Genomic DNA, 18,261 nt, shown 5'->3' on the forward strand with positions numbered 1-18,261 from the left:
AGCGCAGCGCATCCGTACGGGTGCTGCGCGACAACGTGGTGATCCATACCGGCGAGCTTGATTCGCTTAAGCGCTTCAAGGACGACGTGAAGGAAGTGAAGCAGGGCTTTGAGTGCGGCATGTCGCTGAAGAACTTCAACGACATCCAGGAAGGTGATCAACTCGAGGTGTTCGAAGTCACTGAGGTGGCGCGCACGCTGTAATCTAATGCACCGGCGCTAGGGGCGGGGCCGTCGGGCTCCGCCTTTTTTGTTGGTAGGAATGGACTATGCGGAAAAAACGCAGCAGTGGCGATCGCAATGTGCGGATCGCCGATCAAATCCAGCGGGATTTGTCGGAGTTGATTGCGCGCGAAGTCAAGGATCCGCGGATTGGCCTGGTGACGATCCAGGCGGTCGAGCTGACCCCAGATTACGCGCACGCGAAGGTCTTTTTCACGACGCTGACCGCAAACCCCCGGCAGACGCAAGAAGCACTCAACCACGCGGCTGGCCACTTGCACAACTTGTTGTTCAAGCGTTTGCACATTCATACGGTGCCAACGTTGCACTTTATGTTTGACGAGTCGATCGAGAAGGCCGTACAGATGTCGCGGTTGATCGATGAGGCGAACGCGACGCGTGCTAAGGATGACTGAGCGCTGGAGCGTGACATCAATATGACGCAACGACTTGATCCGGCGCGACCCCGCATCGCCCGGCGTTCCGTGGATGGCGTGTTGCTGCTGGACAAGCCGGTCGGGCTGTCCAGCAACGATGCGCTGATGCGCGCCAAGCGCTTGTTCAACGCGAAGAAGGCAGGGCACACCGGAACGCTGGATCCGCTGGCGTCCGGTTTGTTGCCGCTGTGTTTCGGCGAGGCGACCAAGTTTTCGCAGGATCTGCTCGATGCAGACAAGACCTATGACGCGACACTGAAGCTTGGCGTGCGCACAACGACCGGCGACGCCGAGGGTGAGGTGCTGCAAACGCGGCCGGTTACGTGCGACCGGGCGGCGGTTGACTCGGCGCTCATCGCGTTCCGGGGCCCAATCATGCAGGTGCCGCCCATGTACTCGGCGCTTAAGCGCGACGGCAAGCCCCTCTATGCCTACGCGCGGGCAGGCCATACGCTCGAGCGTGAAGCGCGTGCGGTGACGATCCATGCGTTGGAGTGCATCACGTGCGCGTTGGACGTTGCGGCGTCTGTGACGATCCGGGTCACGTGCAGCAAGGGTACCTATATTCGCGTGCTGGCTGAGGACATTGGTGAGGCACTGGGTTGCGGCGCGCATTTGACGATGCTGCGCCGCACCGGTGTTGGGTCATTGACATTAAACGACGCTGTGACGTTGGACGATCTGTCCAATGCGCACGAGCCGCAACGTTTGGCCTGTCTGCAACCGGTCGACGCGTTATTATCGACGTTTGCGCCAGTTGAGTTGGATGCCGAGATGGCCCGGCGCTTCACGCACGGCCAGCGGTTACGGTTGATGAGTGAGCCGAACGTGGGTGACGACGTCCGGGTCAGGGTCTATGACGCTGATGGGCGTCGGCTGCTTGGGCTCGGCCGATGGCAGCATGGTGTGTTATCTCCAGAGCGCCTGATTGCCCCCCATAGTTAACGCCGGCTCGTTGTGCAATTTCGTTGAATTGACTCTCGAGCCACGCCGCAATCCTTTGTCGCTGTTCGGCAGGCAGCATTTCCGATATCGATTCGAGCCGCGAAAGCGCGTCATGGAACTGCTCGGTCGTCATGTCGCCCGAGTGCCACAGCGTGTGGCTGAGTGCTAACACCCGGTTCCATCGATTCTGCTGCTCTGCTGCCGACGGTGGCGCGTCGGCATCGGCAACGTGATGCACCGCCGCGGTGGCGGCAATCAGTGGCTCGACCGCGTCCGCGTCGCCATGCTCAGTTGCAATCCATATCAAGGTATCCAAACGGTCTTGCTGTTCGGTGCTTTCCAGCCATTGTAGGCATGGCACGAGATCCGCTATCGGAGTGGGTGGGACAGCTATCGCGGCATGCACCAATGTGTCGAAACTGGCTGCGCGCTCGTCATTGGGCAAACGCTCCAACAGCGATACCATGATCTCAATGGCGTCCGCTTTGTCCGATCCAGGTAACTTGCCGATCGCGTCGAGCCCTACATTGAATGCCGCTCGCTGCGCAGAGTGCTCCAGCATGATTGCATCGCGGGGGCTGTCAAAACTGTGACACACGTGATTAAAGATCCTGGGTAGCATGTCGATCAATGCGCGGTATGGGGCGGCATTAACATGTGCCGGTTGCTTCGCGAGTTCGGACAGCGTCCACTGAATGGCGTCCAGATGTCCGTCCTGCATCCACTCGATTTGTTCGATCACGTATGCTTGAAGCTTCGCCTTGCCCATGGGCAACTGGCGAGCGGCGTCGAAGAGGTCTTTGAACTCCTGCAGCGGTGCTTGCTGGTTATCGCTGCCCAGATCCATCGCACGCGCGTGAACCTGCGCTGCGGGTATTTGCCGCTGCGAGGCGTGCCACGTTTGGCGTGATGCGGTCGCGAATGACCACAGGTGACGATAAGCGGTTGTTTGATTGACGTTCGTTGTGGGCTCAGCGACTCGACAGGCGATGATCTCCAGCACTTCTAGCGGTAGCTTCGTCAGCGTCCGCGTGCGCACTGGCGGTTTAATCGCGCGATTGCGCGTTGGCGGGACCGCCGAGGCCGCGCTGTGCAGTAGTGACGCCGACAAGTCTAAACGATAGTCGCGAAACTTTGCCGGCATCTGACTGGGCTCAGCCAATGCAGTCTCGCTGTCCGGGGCTTCAGAGACGCCACATGCGCCTGTCATGCAAGGTAAATCAGCAAACCAGTTTCTTGACATCATGTATTTTCATTTTAAGCCGTTTAACCCAGGGGCTGGCGGACAGGCGCTGCGTTGATCATGCCGCTCAGCATCGATCATGCCGCCCAATGCGATGGAGCTGTACCGCATTGGCCAATATTCCACGATCATGGCTAGCTGCCACGCGTTGCACAGCATAGTCATTACGTCAGCGCTGGGACGGGTAAGGAAGATGTAATCGGCAGGAAAACGAAATTTACTAGTGCTCGACGTAGCCTACGATGTGCTGGTGCCTTTAGGTAGGGCCAGCGGATAGTGTGGTACGGATGGATCCGTGCGCTAGCAATCTTTCCTACTCCGTGATGCTATGCGAAGGGGAGTGCAATGCGTGTCAGACGCGACTGGGTGAGATCCGTGCACCGCTTGCTCCATTGGTCTATTCAAGGTTGTGAGGATGGCAAAAAATTGGCGGGTCGGCCTCGGAGGCGAAATGGGTCTGCAAGCGCAGTTTGTGCGTCGCAACTATTTTGTGGCATGGTGCAATCTAGCACACGGGTTAGCATGTCAAAAACTTCGCGCTTTTTCTCATCTGGCGAACGGTGTATTTCCGTCACGAGGCAGGAGAGCAGCTCAACACGCGAACTCAATGCCGACAGGTCCAAAACCTGTCCTTGTGTTGGAAACTGGCTGACTTGACGAAGCAGCCATTCGTACATCGGCTGCTGCTCTGCCTGCGGGAGGGCACTTAGCTTGCCAGCAACAGCGGCTAGTACTGCGTTTGCATTCCGATCCCTGGATGGATTCAGCGATTGGTCTGCAAGGCGGCGAACCGCTGCGCACGCCGCGCCCGCCTCTTCGCCGGGAAGGTGGACTGCGGCATCCAGCAACGGCTTGATCATGCCTGCGATGCGGTGTTGTGTTGCCACTTGCAGCAGTGCGTGCCAGCGCGTGGGCTTATCATGATTGGAAAGGACATAGAGTTGAGCGGCAAGCGTTGGCGCCCACGCACCGTCATGCTCTTGTACAATGGACAATAAGTGATCGAACTTCGCAGTACGCTCTGGTGCTGAAAAGAATAAAAGTCGTGGCGCAAGCGTTTCCACTAGTTTCGGATTGGTGGTGCGCGCTATGTTTACCATTGCATCAAAACGCGGCGTCAGGTCTTGCGCAGTTAGCATGGGCAGCACGGCCGCTAGCATAGCCTCAGTCGCTCTCTTCTTGACGATTCTCTCTTCAACACTATTTGAATGCGGCGGGAGCAGGGGCGCGGCGTCGACCAGTTGGAGCAGCAATGTGTGCAGGTTGGCACGCGTGTCTGAGGAAGACCGCCAGTCGCCGATGATATGCGGTGTCGCTTTAACGATTCGCAGTGTTTCTCTAAATAACGCAATATACTGTGCGTGGCACTCGCGGGGATCAGACTGCTTGAGTTCGGCGGCGACGCGTTGTGCCGCACGATACGCGTCATATATCGGTAGGCAATGCATCTGGCAATGACATAGGCTTCCACCTGAGGGCACCGAGGTTGCAATGCTATTGCGCGCGTAAAAATTTCCTTGAACTTGTCAACTCGCTCCGGTTCGTTGAGCCGCTTTAGGTCGCTGGCCTGCTGCGCGAGCTTTGTGCCCTCAAGTTCAGGCCTTAGCCATTCGGCCAAACCGGGTATGACCAACGAAAGCTGTTGCAGATTGTTGGTGTAGGATGTATATGGACTTGTCCAATTCGGTTCGATGTCGACCATCTTGGCGATGGTCATGTGAATTTCGTTGGGCAATCTCAGCAAGGGCGGTGGCGAGGTTGTGACGTCCGCTTTGGACGTACTCGCGCCCGTGGCGTCCATTTTGTGCGCACTGGCGCGAAAAGCGCGCGCCGCGTTGCCCTTGCGCCATGGCAGTCGCTGGAGTGCCTTGAACGTTGTCAATGCGTTGGCTCGATTCGATGTGGAACCGGCTGATCGTGACGGGTGCTGCAGTTCGCCATCCATGACATCGGGTTTGACGCAGCCCGCCAAGTAACGAGAATAGTTTTTAAACCATGCGTTTGGCACGTTGCCCCCGTAGATCAAGTTTGAACGCAGAGGTTAAATCGTTCCCGTTAATTTATTATGCAAATTGTCGAACTAGACATTTGAATTACGAACGGCTTATGTGCGGCCAATATTAGGCCGACATGAAAGTGATGGAAGCGGGCATTTGCCGCAGGCTGCCTACAACAAGCGCGTTGCCGGAACCGCGGCTTGGCATGATCAGCCGGTGAAGTTGCCGATCGGCTGGAGCGGGGGCGGTGGGGGCGCGGCGGGCGGCTTGCAGGCGGGCCGACCGTCGCGCCGAACTCGGCGTTCAATGTGCGGCCGATGCCGCGGCCCCTGCATCGCTGCCGCTGCTGCGCTCAGGCTTGGTGATCCAGATCAACGCAATCAGTGCGATAAAGATTGCAGCGGATAGGTAGAACAGGTCGTTGACTCCCAATTGCGCGGCCTGTTGCGTCATGAGGTTGTTGACCATCCCATATGATTGGGCTTCACTCATGCCGAGCGCGCGCATTTGAGCGACCGATTGCCCGAATGCCGGGCTGAATTGACCGGTTTGCTCCGCTAATTGTGCGTGATGCAGGATTGTTCGATGGTCCCATGCAGTCTGGAAGACTGACGTGCCAATGCCGCCGCACATGATCCGCACGAAGTTCGACAGGCCCGAGGCCGCGGCGATCCGATGCGGCGGCAAGCCGGATAGCGTGATTGACACCAGTGGGATAAAGAACCCGGCCATGCCGATGCCCTGAATAAACGTGGGTACCATTAGCGCGAACGTATCGACGCCGGTCGTGTACCGCGAGCGCAGGTAGAAACACAATGCGAACACGGTGAACGCTGCAGTCGCGATGTAGCGTGGATCGGTCTTGGGCATGTATTTGCCGGTTAGCGGCGACAACAGAATCGCGAAGATGCCGACCGGCGCCATGACCAATCCCGCCTGCGTGGCGGTATAGCCGATATGCGTCTGTAGCCACAAGGGCAGCAGCACCAGATTACCGAAGTACAGTCCGTAGCCGACCGATAGCGCCACCGTGCCGCCGGTGAAATTGCGCCGCTGAAACAACGACAGATCGACGACCGGGTGCTTGTCGGTCAGCTCCCATACGACAAAGAACGCGAAGGTGACGATGGCGATCAGTGCCAGCACGATGATCGTTGTCGAGTTGAACCAATCAAGGTCCTTGCCCTTGTCGAGCATGATCTGTAGCGAGCCGACCCACAGCACGAGTAGCATCAGCCCGACACCATCGATTGGCGCACGCTTGACCTCGGAGTCGCGCTTGCGGAAGATCGCCCACGTCGCGATTGCGGCGACGATCCCGACCGGAATATTCACGTAGAAGATCCACGGCCACGAATAGTTGTCAGAGATCCACCCGCCCAGGATCGGGCCGAGCACGGGCGCGACAAGCGTGGTCATGCCCCATAGCGCGAGCGCCATCGAGGATTTGGAGCGCGGGTAGCTCGCCAGCAGCAGCGTTTGCGACAGCGGGATCATTGGACCGGCCACCGCGCCCTGGAGCACGCGCGATGCCAGTAGGAATGGCAGCGATGGTGCTAGCCCGCACAACCACGACGAGATGACGAACAGCACGATCGATGTGAGAAACAACCGAACCTGGCCGATCCGCTCGGTCAGCCAGCCGGTCAGCGGCACGGAGATCGCGTTGGCGACGGCGAACGAGGTGATGACCCATGTGCCCTGATCCGACGATACGCCAAGGTCACCCGAGATAGTCGGGATCGCGACATTGGCAATCGACGTGTCCAACACGTTCATGAACACGGCGAGCGAGACCGCGATGGTCCCGACCACCAGTTGCATGCCCGACAGCGGTGGGTGAGGCGCTTGTGCCTGGCTCATGACGTGTGGCCCTATCGTGCAGCGTGCCGGGCTGTGGCCGGGGCCGGCCTGGCCGTGTCCGCCGCGGCGGCGGCAGTGCCGCCGCTACCGTCGTTCTGGCTGATGATGCGTTCGATTTCCGCGTCGGCTTGCTTGCCGTACTCGTCGAACACGTCGGTCTGGTACACCGTGGTCGGTGCGTTGCCGAGCTCGCCGCCTTGCTTGTCCTTGATCGACACGCTGGCGGTCATTGACAGGCCGATGCGCAGCGGGTGTTGCCTCAACGCCTCGGGATCGAGCTGCACGCGCACCGGCAGGCGCTGCACGACCTTGATCCAGTTGCCGGTGGCGTTTTGCGCGGGCAACAGCGAAAAGGCCGAGCCGGTACCGGCTGAAAAGCCCTGGATCTTGCCGTGGTACACGACCGATGAACCGTAGACGTCGGAGACGACCTCGACCGGTTGGCCGATGCGCATGTGCTTGAGCTGAACTTCCTTGAAGTTCGCGTCGACCCAGACCTCATTCAGCGGCACGATCGCCATTAGCGGCGTGCCGGGCGAGACGCGCTGACCCACTTGCACGCTGCGCTTGGCGACATAGCCGGTCACCGGTGCAGGTAGGGTGTTGCGCGCGTAGTTCAGGTAGGCATCCCTGACCTTGGCCGCGGCCGCCAGCACGTTCGGATGCTGTGCAATCGCGACGTTGGCGGTCAACGCGCGGTTGGATGCCAGCTGTTGCTGCGCGATGTCGAGCGCGGCCTGTGCAGCCTTGACCGCGTTACGCGCATGCGAGATTTCCTCCTGTGATACCGCGCCGGTCTGGGCGATCGTCAAACGGCGGCGCAAGTCATCTTGCGCGCGCGATAGATCGGATTGGCGCTGCGCGACCGCGGCCTGGTACTGGTTGTTGTTCACGTACAGCGTACGAACCTGGCGCACAGTCTGCGCCAAATCAGCTTCAGCCTGTTGCAGCGCGACGCGTGAATCAGCCGGATCAAGCAGGACCAGCGGCTGACCCTTCTGCACGACCTGAGTGTCGTCCGCCTTCACCGCAATCACGGTGCCGGTGACCTGCGGCGTGATCTGTACTACATTGCCGTTGACGTATGCGTCGTCGGTTTCCTCGTAAAACCGCGCGATCAGTAGGTAATACGCGCCGTAGGCGATCGCGGCAATGACGATCACCATGGTTATCAGCGCCATTAGGCGCCGGCGTTTGCCGTTGCCTGCGCTTGCGTCGGGTGTGGCGCCTTGTTGCTGGGGGCTGCTCATCAATCGCTCCGTGTCCTCAAGTTTGATTCATTGGCATGGCCGGGCGTGCGGATTAGCTCATCATGGGAGCGGCTCGGTGGCGCCGAGCACGGTGCCATTCGCGTCGAAACCGCCGCCTAGCGCCTTGATCAGGGCCAGTTGCAGGTCGCGTCGACGCATGGTCAAATTGACCATAGTCTGCTGCTGCGCCAACTGCAGGCTATCGGCGGAGAGCACCTGTAATTGCGGCGCCAGGCCGGCCTGATAGCGGATTACCGCCAACTCGTACGCGCGTTGGCTCGCGTCGTAGGCGACTTGCGCGTCGACGCGTTGCTGGTCAACCGAGCGGATCGCCGCCACCTGGGTCGCGACATCGTTCAGTGCGCCGATCAGCGTCTGGTTGTAGTTCGCCACTGCGCTGTCGTAGTCGGCAAGTTTGCCTTTCAGGTTCGCGCGCAGCGTGCCGCCGTCGAAGATCGGCAAGTGGAGCGCCGGTCCGGCCTGGATCTGGCGGCTGCCGGCTTGCAGGAATCGGCCCCAACCGAAAGCATCGAAACCGAAACCGGCGCTCAGGTTGATGTCCGGGAAAAACTCGGCCTTGGCCACCTTGATGTCGTGCGTGGCGGCTTCTACCTGCCAACGTGCGGCGACGATGTCCGGGCGGCGCGACAGCAGGTCCGCCGGCAGGTTCGCTGGCAGCGCGACGCTGCCATCTCCGCCCAGCCGCGGCGTCGCGATACGCAGCCCACGGTCCGGGCCCTTGCCGAGCAGTGCGCCGAGTTGGTATCGCGTGGTGGTGATTTGTCCGTCTAGGTCAGTCAGCGAAGTCTGGCTTGTCGCAATGTGGCCCTCAGCGGTGCGGCGCTCAACTTCGGTATCCAAGCCTGCGGCAAGGCGCCCTCGCGTGAGGGTGCCTACCTCGGTGCGGTTCGCGATCTCGCGCTGCGCGACCTCACGCAGCGCGTACAGTTGCGCGAGCTGGTTGTAGGCGCGTGCCACCGACGTCGCCAGTGTTAGCCGCGCCTGCTGTGCCTCGGCCGCGGCGACTTTCTCCTGGGAGATCGCCGAGCGCAGCGCTTCTCGATTTTTGCCCCACAGATCCAGTTCGTATGTCGCGCTTGCCAGCACATTGTTCTCGCTATACCACGCGCCGCCATACGGCGGTGGGAAAAGCGCATTGCCCGAGTAAAGTTCGCGCGTCCAGGTGTATTTCGCGTCCGCCTTGGGCAGCGTGCTGGCGTTGGCGCCCTGCACATACGACGCGGCCTTGGCCAGCCGCGCCTGCGCCTGGGCAATGGTCGGACTGTCGGCTAGCGCCTCGTCAATCAGTTGCGGCAATTGTGGATCGCCGAACTGAGCAGCCCAATCCAGCGCAGGCCAGGTACCCCCTTCAGTGGGCAGGCTTTGCGCGCTGTCGAAGCTGTCGGCCCGCGCCGGCTGCTTGTCGCTGCGCAGCCCGATATAGTTGGCGCAGCCGCCGAGCACCAGGGCGGCCGCCACCAGCGCGGCGGTGCACCGAGCCAGCCGCGCCGACGGGGCGGAGCATGAAACGACTTTCATCAATCGGTCCTTCAAATGAGCCATATATTGGACATTGCAACCAATTTCTTACTATTAACTAACAAAAACTCCACTAAAAAGCTTGCCGATACAACTGATTGCTGAGGGCATGACCGGATTCGTCGGCGCGATCTGCTGGCCGCCGACTCGGGCAGCAGGTCCCTGGCGCTTAGCTGGGTGTTTCGTCGCAGTTCACCAGGATGCGGCGCAGCATACTTTTGAGGAAGCCGACTTCTTCGGGGGTGAAGCCAGTCAGCAGCTTGTCCAGTACCCGGTTGTATATCGCTGGCATTCGCGCGGCCAGCGCGGTCCCTTCGTGCGTCAACCTGAGCCGCACGACGCGACGGTCTTCTTCGCTGCGCACCCGGCAAAGCAGGCCGCGTTTCTCGAGCCGGTCGATGAGCCGCGTCACCGCGCTCGCGTCGATGCCATATTCGCGTGCAAGCTCGGCGGCGGCAAGGCATCGACCACTGCCGAGCATGAATAGAATGCTCGCCTGGGTGCTGGTGATGCCCAATTCAGCCATCGTTTGCTGCGACACCATGTTCCAAATGTTCGAGCGGACCCGCGCAAGCAGATAGCCGACGCTTTCGCCGAATGGGTAATTTGCGATTTCGGGCGGCAATCCGGCGTTCGGATTCGACATAACAAGTGTATCTGCAATGGTTGACATGGCATGTATTATAGGAACCGCCTGGCGACCTCGCAACAGGGTTTTCTGCAAAACTGCTTGAAATCGTAGGATGGTGCGCTGTACGCACCGCGCACGCATGTCGCGTACGCCGCGGCGTGGTAGAATCTTAGGTTTCCAATTTGGCGCCCGTGCCTGCATCGCCCGCCGCTGTGGCGCGCCCTTCGGGCTGCGTGCGGCCGCTTTGCCTTGCGTCGGCCCGCTTTGCCACGCACCGCGTTAGAACGACTCCTCTATGACACGCCCGCTCCGCAATATCGCCATCATCGCGCACGTCGACCATGGCAAGACCACGCTCGTGGACCAGCTGCTCCGGCAGTCCGGCACGTTCCGCGAAAACCAGCAAGTCGTCGAGCGCGTGATGGACTCGAACGACATCGAGAAGGAGCGTGGCATCACGATCCTCGCGAAGAACTGTGCCGTCGAATACGAAGGTACGCACATCAACATCGTTGACACGCCGGGGCACGCCGACTTCGGCGGCGAAGTCGAGCGCGTGCTGTCAATGGTGGACTCGGTGCTGCTGCTGGTTGACGCGGTCGAAGGGCCGATGCCGCAGACGCGCTTTGTCACGAAGAAGGCGCTGGCGCTCGGGCTCAAGCCGATCGTGGTCGTCAACAAGATCGACCGTCCGGGCGCGCGACCGGACTGGGTGATTAACCAGACGTTCGACCTGTTTGACAAGCTCGGCGCAAACGACGAGCAACTCGATTTTCCGGTGGTTTATGCATCGGCGTTGAACGGCTATGCCAGCCTGGACGCGCAGGTGCGCGAAGGCGACATGCGCCCGTTGTTCGAAGCGGTACTGCAATACGTGCCGGTGCGCGCGGCCGATCCGGACGCGCCGCTGCAGTTGCAGATCACGTCGCTAGACTATTCGACCTATGTTGGCCGCATCGGCGTGGGCCGCATCACGCGCGGGCGCATCAAGGCCGGCCAGCCGGTCGTGATGCGTTTCGGCCCGCAGGGCGAGCCGTTGAACCGCAAGATTAATCAGGTGCAGGTCTTCAAGGGGCTGGAGCGCGTGCAGGTGGACAGCGCCGAGGCCGGCGACATCGTGCTGATTAACGGCATCGACGATGTCGGCATCGGCGCGACGATCTGTGCGCCGGATGTGCCAGACGCGCTACCGATGATCACCGTCGATGAGCCGACGCTGACAATGAACTTCTGCGTGAACACGTCGCCGTTGGCAGGCAAGGAAGGCAAGTTCATCACCAGCCGCCAGGTCCGCGAGCGGCTGAATCGGGAACTCAATCATAACGTGGCGTTGCGGGTCAAGGATACCGGCGACGAGACGGTGTTCGAGGTGTCCGGCCGGGGCGAGCTGCATTTGACGATCTTGATCGAGAACATGCGTCGCGAGGGCTACGAACTTGCGGTGTCGCGTCCGCGTGTAGTCGTGCGCGAAATCGAGGGTGTCAAACATGAGCCGTACGAGTTGCTGACCGTGGATCTCGAGGACGGTCATCAGGGCGCAGTAATGGAGGAATTGGGTCGCCGCAAGGGCGAGCTGCTTGACATGGCGTCTGACGGCCGCGGGCGTACGCGGCTGGAATACCGAATTCCGGCGCGTGGGCTGATCGGTTTCCAGAGCGAATTTCTCACGCTGACGCGCGGCACCGGCTTGATGAGCCACATCTTCGATGCGTACCAGCCGATGCGGGACGGCACGATCGGTGAGCGGCGCAACGGCGTGCTGATCTCGCAAGACGACGGCGCCGCAGTCGCGTACGCGCTGTGGAAGCTGCAGGATCGTGGTCGCATGTTCGTGTCGCCGGGCGACGCGCTATACGAAGGGATGATCATCGGCATCCACAGCCGTGACAATGACCTGGTGGTCAATCCGATCCGCGGCAAGCAGCTGACGAACGTGCGCGCATCAGGGACCGACGAGGCGGTGCGCCTCGTGCCGCCGATCCAGTTGACGCTCGAGTATGCAGTCGAGTTCATCGACGACGACGAGCTTGTTGAGGTCACGCCGCAGTCGATCCGGCTGCGCAAGCGGCACTTGAAGGAGCATGAGCGCCGGCGTGCGAGCCGCGAGGCCGCGGCCGACTGACGTACGGTTTTTTTCGTATCGGCGGGGTGCAAGCGACCCGTCCTTGGTCCGCTCCGTTCAGGCTCGGCATCGGCCCGCTTGCAAACGAGGCAAATAGCCGCAATATGCTAAACGTGATAAGCTTCGCCGGTGCATGTTTTAGGTCCTTCCCAGCAGACTTGATTCGCGCAATCCGCTACACGGTCAGGCCGTCGCGCGGAAGGTTTCGTAACCCGCTATTTCTCGAGAAACTCGAAGAAAGGTGAGCGTCAAAATGATGAAGCAATTCCAGCTGAACTCGTATTTGTTCGGCGGCAATGCTCCGTACGTGGAAGAATTGTACGAAGCATATCTCGATAATCCGGCGTCCGTGCCTGAGAACTGGCGCAGCTACTTCGATGCGTTGCAAAATGTACCTGCGTCGGACGGCTCGAATGCGAATGACGTGGCCCACGCGCCGATCGTCGAGTCCTTCGCCCAACGGGCTAAAGCAAATGCATTCATTCCACGTGGCGGCAACCATGACCTGTCCACTGCGCGAAAGCAAGTCTACGTTCAATCGCTGATCGGCGCCTATCGCTTCCTCGGCTCGCAATGGGCCAACATCGATCCCCTGAAGCGCCGCGAACGTCCGCATATTCCCGAACTCGAACCCGCGTTTTACGATTTCACCGAAGCCGACATGGACCAGACGTTCCATGCGACGAACCTATACTTCGGCTTCGAGCAAGCATCGTTGCGCGACATCGTGAAGGCGCTGCGCGACACGTACTGCGGCACGATCGGCGCAGAATTCATGTACATCAGCGACCCTGAGCAAAAGCGCTGGTGGAAGGAGCGGCTCGAGTCCACCCGCTCGACGCCGAATTTCTCCGCCGACAAAAAGAAGCACATTCTCAAGCGGTTAACCGCGGCCGAAGGCCTGGAGCGCTACCTGCACACGAAATACGTCGGCCAGAAGCGCTTCTCGCTCGAAGGCAGCGAAAGCTTCATCGCGGCGATGGATGAGGTCGTGCACCACGCGGGCAGCAAGGGCGTGCAGGAGATCGTAATCGGCATGGCCCACCGCGGGCGTCTGAACGTGCTCGTCAACACGCTCGGCAAGATGCCGGCGGACCTGTTCGCCGAATTCGAAGGCAAGCACGTCGATGACCTGCCGGCTGGCGACGTGAAATATCACAAGGGCTTTTCGTCCGATGTCTCGACGGCTGGCGGCCCAGTGCACCTGTCGCTCGCGTTCAACCCGTCGCACTTGGAAATCGTCAACCCGGTGGTCGAAGGCTCCGCGAAGGCGCGCATGGACCGTCGTGGTGACCTGAATGGTCAGCAGGTGCTGCCGGTGCAGATCCATGGCGATGCAGCCTTTGCCGGCCAGGGTGTCGTGATGGAGACGCTGAATCTGGCGCAAACGCGCGGCTACGGCACGCACGGTACGCTGCACATCGTGATCAACAATCAGATCGGCTTTACCACCTCTGATCCGCGCGATGCGCGCTCGACGCTATATTGCACCGACGTCGTCAAGATGATCGAGGCGCCGGTATTGCACGTGAACGGTGATGACCCGGAAGCGGTCGTGTTCGCTACGCAACTGGCGATCGATTTCCGGATGCAGTTCCATAAGGATGTCGTGATCGACATCGTCTGCTTCCGCAAGCTCGGCCACAACGAGCAGGATACGCCGGCGGTCACGCAGCCGTTGATGTACAAGAAGATTGCGCAGCATGCCGGCACGCGCGCGCTGTATGCGGAGAAGCTGGTGACGCAGGGCGTAATTGGTGCCGACGACGCCGATCAGTATGTGAAGGCGTACCGCAAGGCGATGGACGAAGGGCACCACACGGTCGACCCGGTGCTGTCGAACTACAAGAGCAAGTACGCGGTCGATTGGGTACCGTTCCTGAACCGCAAGTGGACCGATGCAGCGGATACCGCTGTGCCGCTGGCCGAGCTTAAGCGCCTGGCCGAGCGGATCACGACGATCCCGGAGAACTTCAAGCTGCACCCGCTGGTGGAGCGCGTGGTCAACGACCGTCGCAAGATGGGCGCCGGTGAACAACCGCTCGACTGGGGCATGGGCGAGCACCTCGCGTTTGCCTCGCTGGTCGCCTCCGGCTACGCGGTGCGCCTGACCGGGCAGGACTCGGGCCGTGGCACGTTCACGCATCGTCACGCGGTGCTGCACGATCAGAATCGCGAGCGCTGGGACGATGGCACGTATATTCCGCTGCAAAACGTCGCGGACGGGCAGGCGAACTTCACCGTCATCGATTCGGTGCTGTCCGAGGAAGCGGTGCTCGGCTTCGAGTATGGCTATTCGACGGCCGAACCCAATACGCTGGTGGCCTGGGAGGCTCAGTTCGGCGACTTCGCCAATGGCGCGCAAGTCGTCGTCGACCAGTTCATCTCGTCCGGCGAGGTCAAGTGGGGCCGCGTGTCCGGGCTGACGATGCTGCTGCCGCACGGCTACGAAGGGCAGGGCCCGGAACACTCGTCGGCGCGCATCGAGCGGTACCTGCAATTGTGCGCGGAGCACAACATGCAGGTCGTGCAGCCGACGACGCCGGCACAAATGTTCCACCTGCTGCGCCGCCAGATGATCCGGCTGTTCCGCAAGCCGCTGATTGTGTTGACGCCGAAGTCATTGTTGCGTCACAAGGAAGCGGTGTCGGACTTGTCCGAGTTGGCGAGCGGCGCATTCCATCCGGTGCTCAGCGAGACCGATGCGTCGATCGACCCGAAAAAGGTCAAGCGCGTGCTCGTTTGCTCGGGCCGTGTCTACTACGATCTGATCGCGCATCGCCGCGAGGCAAAAAATGCCGACGTCGCGATCTTGCGTATCGAGCAGCTTTATCCGTTCGCGCACAAGCAGTTCGAAGCCGAACTCAAAAAGTACGACAACGCGACCGAGGTCGTCTGGGTGCAGGATGAACCACAGAACCAAGGGCCCTGGTTCTACATCGAGCATCACCTCGCCGAAGGGATGCGGGACGGCATGAAGCTCGCGTATAGCGGGCGTCCGGCGTCCGCGTCGCCGGCGGTCGGCTACTACGCGAAGCACTACGAGCAGCAGAAGGCGCTGGTCGAGGCCGCGTTCGGCCGGCTCAAAGGCGCGACGCTGATCAAGTAATCACGCAAGGATGACGCCGGGGGGGGGGGGCGAACACTCGTTCCCCCGGAGCCGTGCGCCGCGTCTTCAGGCGCCTGGTCGCACGATACGGCACGATACGTATTCAGGATAATGACAATGGCTATTGTTGAAGTTAAAGTTCCGCAGCTTTCGGAGTCGGTGTCCGAAGCGACGATGCTCCAGTGGAAGAAGCAACCGGGAGAAGCGGTTGCGCAAGATGACATTCTGATCGAGATCGAGACCGATAAGGTCGTGCTCGAGGTGCCGGCGCCGGCTGCGGGCGTGCTCGCTCAAGTGATCAAGCACGATGGCGACACGGTCGTTGCCGATGAGGTAATCGCCAAGATCGATACCGAAGCGAAGGCCGGCACCGCGGCGGGCGCGACGGCGACAGAAACAGCCGCTGCCGCCGCCGGCGCCGAAGTGAAGCCGGCGCCGCAAGCCTCACCGGCTCCCGCGGCGCAACCGGCTGCGGCTGGCGGTGCTAGCGGCGCAATCGCGTCGCCGGCCGCCTCGAAGCTGCTCGCGGAGAAGAACCTGAGCGCCGGTCAACTGAGCGGCACGGGCCGCGACGGTCGGGTGACGAAGGGTGACGTGCTGGCAGCTGGCGCATCGTCGGCCGCTAAGCCGGCCGCGCCGGCCAGCGTCGCTGCGAAGGCGGCGCCGTCGCGTGCCGCGTTGCCGCAGGTCGCCGCGCCGGGTGCAGACACCTGGTTGGCAGACCGCCCGGAACAGCGTGTGCCGATGTCACGGCTGCGCGCGCGGATCGCTGAGCGCCTGCTCGAGTCGCAACAGACCAACGCGATCCTGACCACGTTCAACGAAGTGAACATGGCGCCGGTCATGGATCTGCGCAGCAAGTACAAGGATCGCTTCGAGAAGGAGCACGGCGTGAAGCTCGGCTTCATGTCGTTCTTTGTGAAGGCGGCCGTGCATGCGCTGAAGAAATTCCCGCTCGTGAATGCGTCGATCGATGGCAACGACATCGTCTACCACGGCTACTTCGACATCGGCATCGCGGTCGGCTCGCCGCGCGGCCTGGTCGTGCCGATCCTGCGCAATGCAGATCAGATGAGTCTTGCGGACATCGAGAAGAAGATTGCCGAGTTCGGTGCGAAAGCTCGGGACGGCAAGCTGTCGATCGAGGAAATGACCGGTGGCACGTTCTCGATTTCGAACGGCGGCGTGTTCGGCTCGATGCTGTCGACGCCGATTATTAACCCACCGCAATCGGCGATCCTTGGCGTGCATGCGACAAAGGAGCGGCCGGTCGTCGAGAACGGCCAGATCGTGATCCGTCCGATCAATTATCTTGCACTGTCGTACGATCACCGGATCATCGACGGTCGTGAGGCGGTGCTGTCGCTTGTCGCGATGAAAGAAGCACTGGAAGATCCGGCACGCTTGCTGCTCGACCTTTAAGCGAGGACTGTCTTCATGGCAAAAGAATTTGATGTCGTCGTGATCGGCGCGGGCCCCGGTGGCTACATTGCGGCAATCCGCGCCGCGCAGCTCGGCAAGCGCGTGGCTTGCGTCGAGAAGTGGAAGGACCCGGCCGGCGAGCTTAAGCTCGGTGGCACCTGCCTGAATGTCGGCTGCATCCCGTCGAAGGCGCTGCTGGCATCGTCCGAGGCGTTCGAGCAGGCCTCGCATCACCTTGACGATCACGGCATTTCGGTATCGGACGTGAAAATCGATATCGCGAAAATGCATGCGCGCAAGGACGCGATCGTCAGCAAGATGACTAAGGGCATCGAGTTCCTGTTCCGGAAGAACAAGATCACGTGGCTCAAGGGACACGGCAAGTTCACCGGCAAGACAGACACTGGCTATCAAATCGACGTGGCCGGCGAAGGCGGCACGGAGTCGGTGATCGCGCACAGCGTAATCATTGCAACCGGCTCGAAGGCGCGCCACTTGCCGTTTGCGAAGGTGGACAACCGGATCGTCGCGGACAACGAAGGGGCGCTGGCATTCGATTCAGTGCCCAAGAAGCTGGCGGTAATCGGCGCGGGCGTTATCGGGCTCGAGTTGGGTTCGGTGTGGCGGCGCCTCGGTGCCGAGGTGACAGTGCTCGAGGCGCTGCCGTCATTCCTTGGTGCCGCCGACCAGGGGTTGGCGAAGGAAGCCGCAAAGCAGTTCGCGAAGCAGGGGTTGAAAATTCACCTGGGCGTGCAGATCAGCGAGGTGAGTGCGACCGACAGCGGTGTGACGATCGCATACGCGGACAAGAACGGTCAGGCGCAGAAGCTCGAAGCCGATCGCCTGATCGTGTCTGTGGGCCGCGTACCGAATACCGACGACCTTGGTCTCGACGCGATCGGGCTGACGGTCAACGAGCGTGGATTCATCGATGTCGACGACCATTGCCGTACTAAGCTACCTGGCGTCTATGCGATCGGCGACGTGGTGCGCGGTCCGATGCTTGCGCACAAGGCCGAGGACGAGGGTGTACTGGTCGCCGAGGTGATCGATGGGCAAAAGCCGCACATCGATTACAACTGCATCCCGTGGGTCATCTACACGGAGCCGGAGATTGCGTGGGTCGGCAAGACCGAAGAGCAATTAAAGGCGGAAGGCCGGCAGATCAAGACCGGACAATTCCCGTTCATGGCCAACGGACGTGCGTTGGGCATTAATCGCGCCGATGGTTTCGTGAAGATGATTGCCGACGCGAATACCGATGAACTGCTCGGCGTGCATATCATCGCGGCGAACGCGTCCGACCTGATCGCCGAGGCGGTCGTCGCGATGGAGTTCAAGGCTGCATCGGAGGACATCGGGCGGATTTGCCATCCCCATCCGTCGCTTTCCGAAGTGATGCGGGAGGCGGCGCTCGCCGTCGACAAGCGCGCGTTGAACATGTAATGCGAAGCCGGGTCCGCCTCGCGCTGAGGCGGATGC

13 protein-coding genes are annotated in these 18,261 nt (G+C 61.0%); 7 read left to right on the forward strand and 6 right to left on the reverse strand.

All coding sequences use genetic code 11. The features are described 5' to 3' along the window. The 3 genes from IHE30_RS05450 to truB all read left to right on the forward strand — a co-directional run. The coding region (locus IHE30_RS05450; RefSeq protein ID WP_337689409.1) for a hypothetical protein at window positions 1-203 on the forward strand (203 nt) is incomplete at its 5' end. Between the two features lie 65 nt (window positions 204-268). Then, window positions 269-637 (forward strand): 30S ribosome-binding factor RbfA, encoded by a 369-nt coding sequence (gene rbfA, locus IHE30_RS05455; protein ID WP_337689410.1) that lies wholly within the window; start codon window positions 269-271, stop codon window positions 635-637. Window positions 638-658: 21 nt separating this feature from the next. After that, window positions 659-1,603, forward strand: coding sequence for a tRNA pseudouridine(55) synthase TruB (gene truB, locus IHE30_RS05460; RefSeq protein WP_337689411.1), 945 nt, complete (start codon window positions 659-661; stop codon window positions 1,601-1,603). On the opposite strand, the gene IHE30_RS05465 is transcribed toward truB, so the two are convergent. The 6 genes from IHE30_RS05465 to IHE30_RS05490 all read right to left on the reverse strand — a co-directional run bounded on the left by IHE30_RS05465 (window position 1,506) and on the right by IHE30_RS05490 (window position 10,141). Next, a complete protein-coding gene (locus IHE30_RS05465) occupies window positions 1,506-2,813 on the reverse strand; it encodes a hypothetical protein (protein WP_337689412.1) in 1,308 nt (435 codons plus the stop codon). The two genes, truB and IHE30_RS05465, sit on opposite strands and share 98 nt — an antisense overlap. 434 nt (window positions 2,814-3,247) lie before the next feature. Then, window positions 3,248-4,294 carry a hypothetical protein gene (locus IHE30_RS05470; RefSeq protein ID WP_337689413.1) on the reverse strand — a complete coding sequence of 349 codons (1,047 nt, stop codon included), beginning with the start codon at window positions 4,292-4,294 and terminating at the stop codon, window positions 3,248-3,250. 852 nt (window positions 4,295-5,146) lie between these two features. Next, complete coding sequence (locus IHE30_RS05475) at window positions 5,147-6,706, reverse strand: DHA2 family efflux MFS transporter permease subunit (protein ID WP_337689414.1); 1,560 nt, start codon at window positions 6,704-6,706, stop codon at window positions 5,147-5,149. Between the two features lie 11 nt (window positions 6,707-6,717). Continuing rightward, window positions 6,718-7,956 carry an HlyD family secretion protein gene (locus IHE30_RS05480; RefSeq protein ID WP_337689415.1) on the reverse strand — a complete coding sequence of 413 codons (1,239 nt, stop codon included), beginning with the start codon at window positions 7,954-7,956 and terminating at the stop codon, window positions 6,718-6,720. Window positions 7,957-8,016: 60 nt separating this feature from the next. Then, complete coding sequence (locus tag IHE30_RS05485) at window positions 8,017-9,495, reverse strand: efflux transporter outer membrane subunit (RefSeq protein ID WP_337689416.1); 1,479 nt, start codon at window positions 9,493-9,495, stop codon at window positions 8,017-8,019. A gap of 169 nt (window positions 9,496-9,664) precedes the next feature. Then, window positions 9,665-10,141: a MarR family winged helix-turn-helix transcriptional regulator gene (locus IHE30_RS05490; RefSeq protein WP_337689611.1), complete on the reverse strand. Its 477-nt coding sequence runs from the start codon at window positions 10,139-10,141 to the stop codon at window positions 9,665-9,667. Between the two features lie 280 nt (window positions 10,142-10,421). Here IHE30_RS05490 and typA point away from each other — a divergent pair, with 280 nt between their 5' ends. The 4 genes from typA to lpdA all read left to right on the forward strand — a co-directional run bounded on the left by typA (window position 10,422) and on the right by lpdA (window position 18,225). Then, on the forward strand, window positions 10,422-12,248 hold the full coding sequence (typA, locus tag IHE30_RS05495) for a translational GTPase TypA (RefSeq protein ID WP_337689417.1): 1,827 nt from the start codon (window positions 10,422-10,424) through the stop codon (window positions 12,246-12,248). 253 nt (window positions 12,249-12,501) lie between these two features. Beyond that, complete coding sequence (locus IHE30_RS05500; RefSeq protein WP_337689418.1) at window positions 12,502-15,357, forward strand: 2-oxoglutarate dehydrogenase E1 component; 2,856 nt, start codon at window positions 12,502-12,504, stop codon at window positions 15,355-15,357. 117 nt (window positions 15,358-15,474) lie between these two features. Beyond that, window positions 15,475-16,779 carry a 2-oxoglutarate dehydrogenase complex dihydrolipoyllysine-residue succinyltransferase gene (gene odhB / locus IHE30_RS05505; protein ID WP_337689419.1) on the forward strand — a complete coding sequence of 435 codons (1,305 nt, stop codon included), beginning with the start codon at window positions 15,475-15,477 and terminating at the stop codon, window positions 16,777-16,779. 15 nt (window positions 16,780-16,794) lie between these two features. Further along, on the forward strand, window positions 16,795-18,225 hold the full coding sequence (gene lpdA / locus IHE30_RS05510; RefSeq protein WP_337689420.1) for a dihydrolipoyl dehydrogenase: 1,431 nt from the start codon (window positions 16,795-16,797) through the stop codon (window positions 18,223-18,225). Window positions 18,226-18,261: the final 36 nt, after the last annotated feature.

It is taken from the genome of Mycetohabitans sp. B46 (assembly GCF_037389205.1).
Taxonomy (GTDB): domain Bacteria; phylum Pseudomonadota; class Gammaproteobacteria; order Burkholderiales; family Burkholderiaceae; genus Mycetohabitans.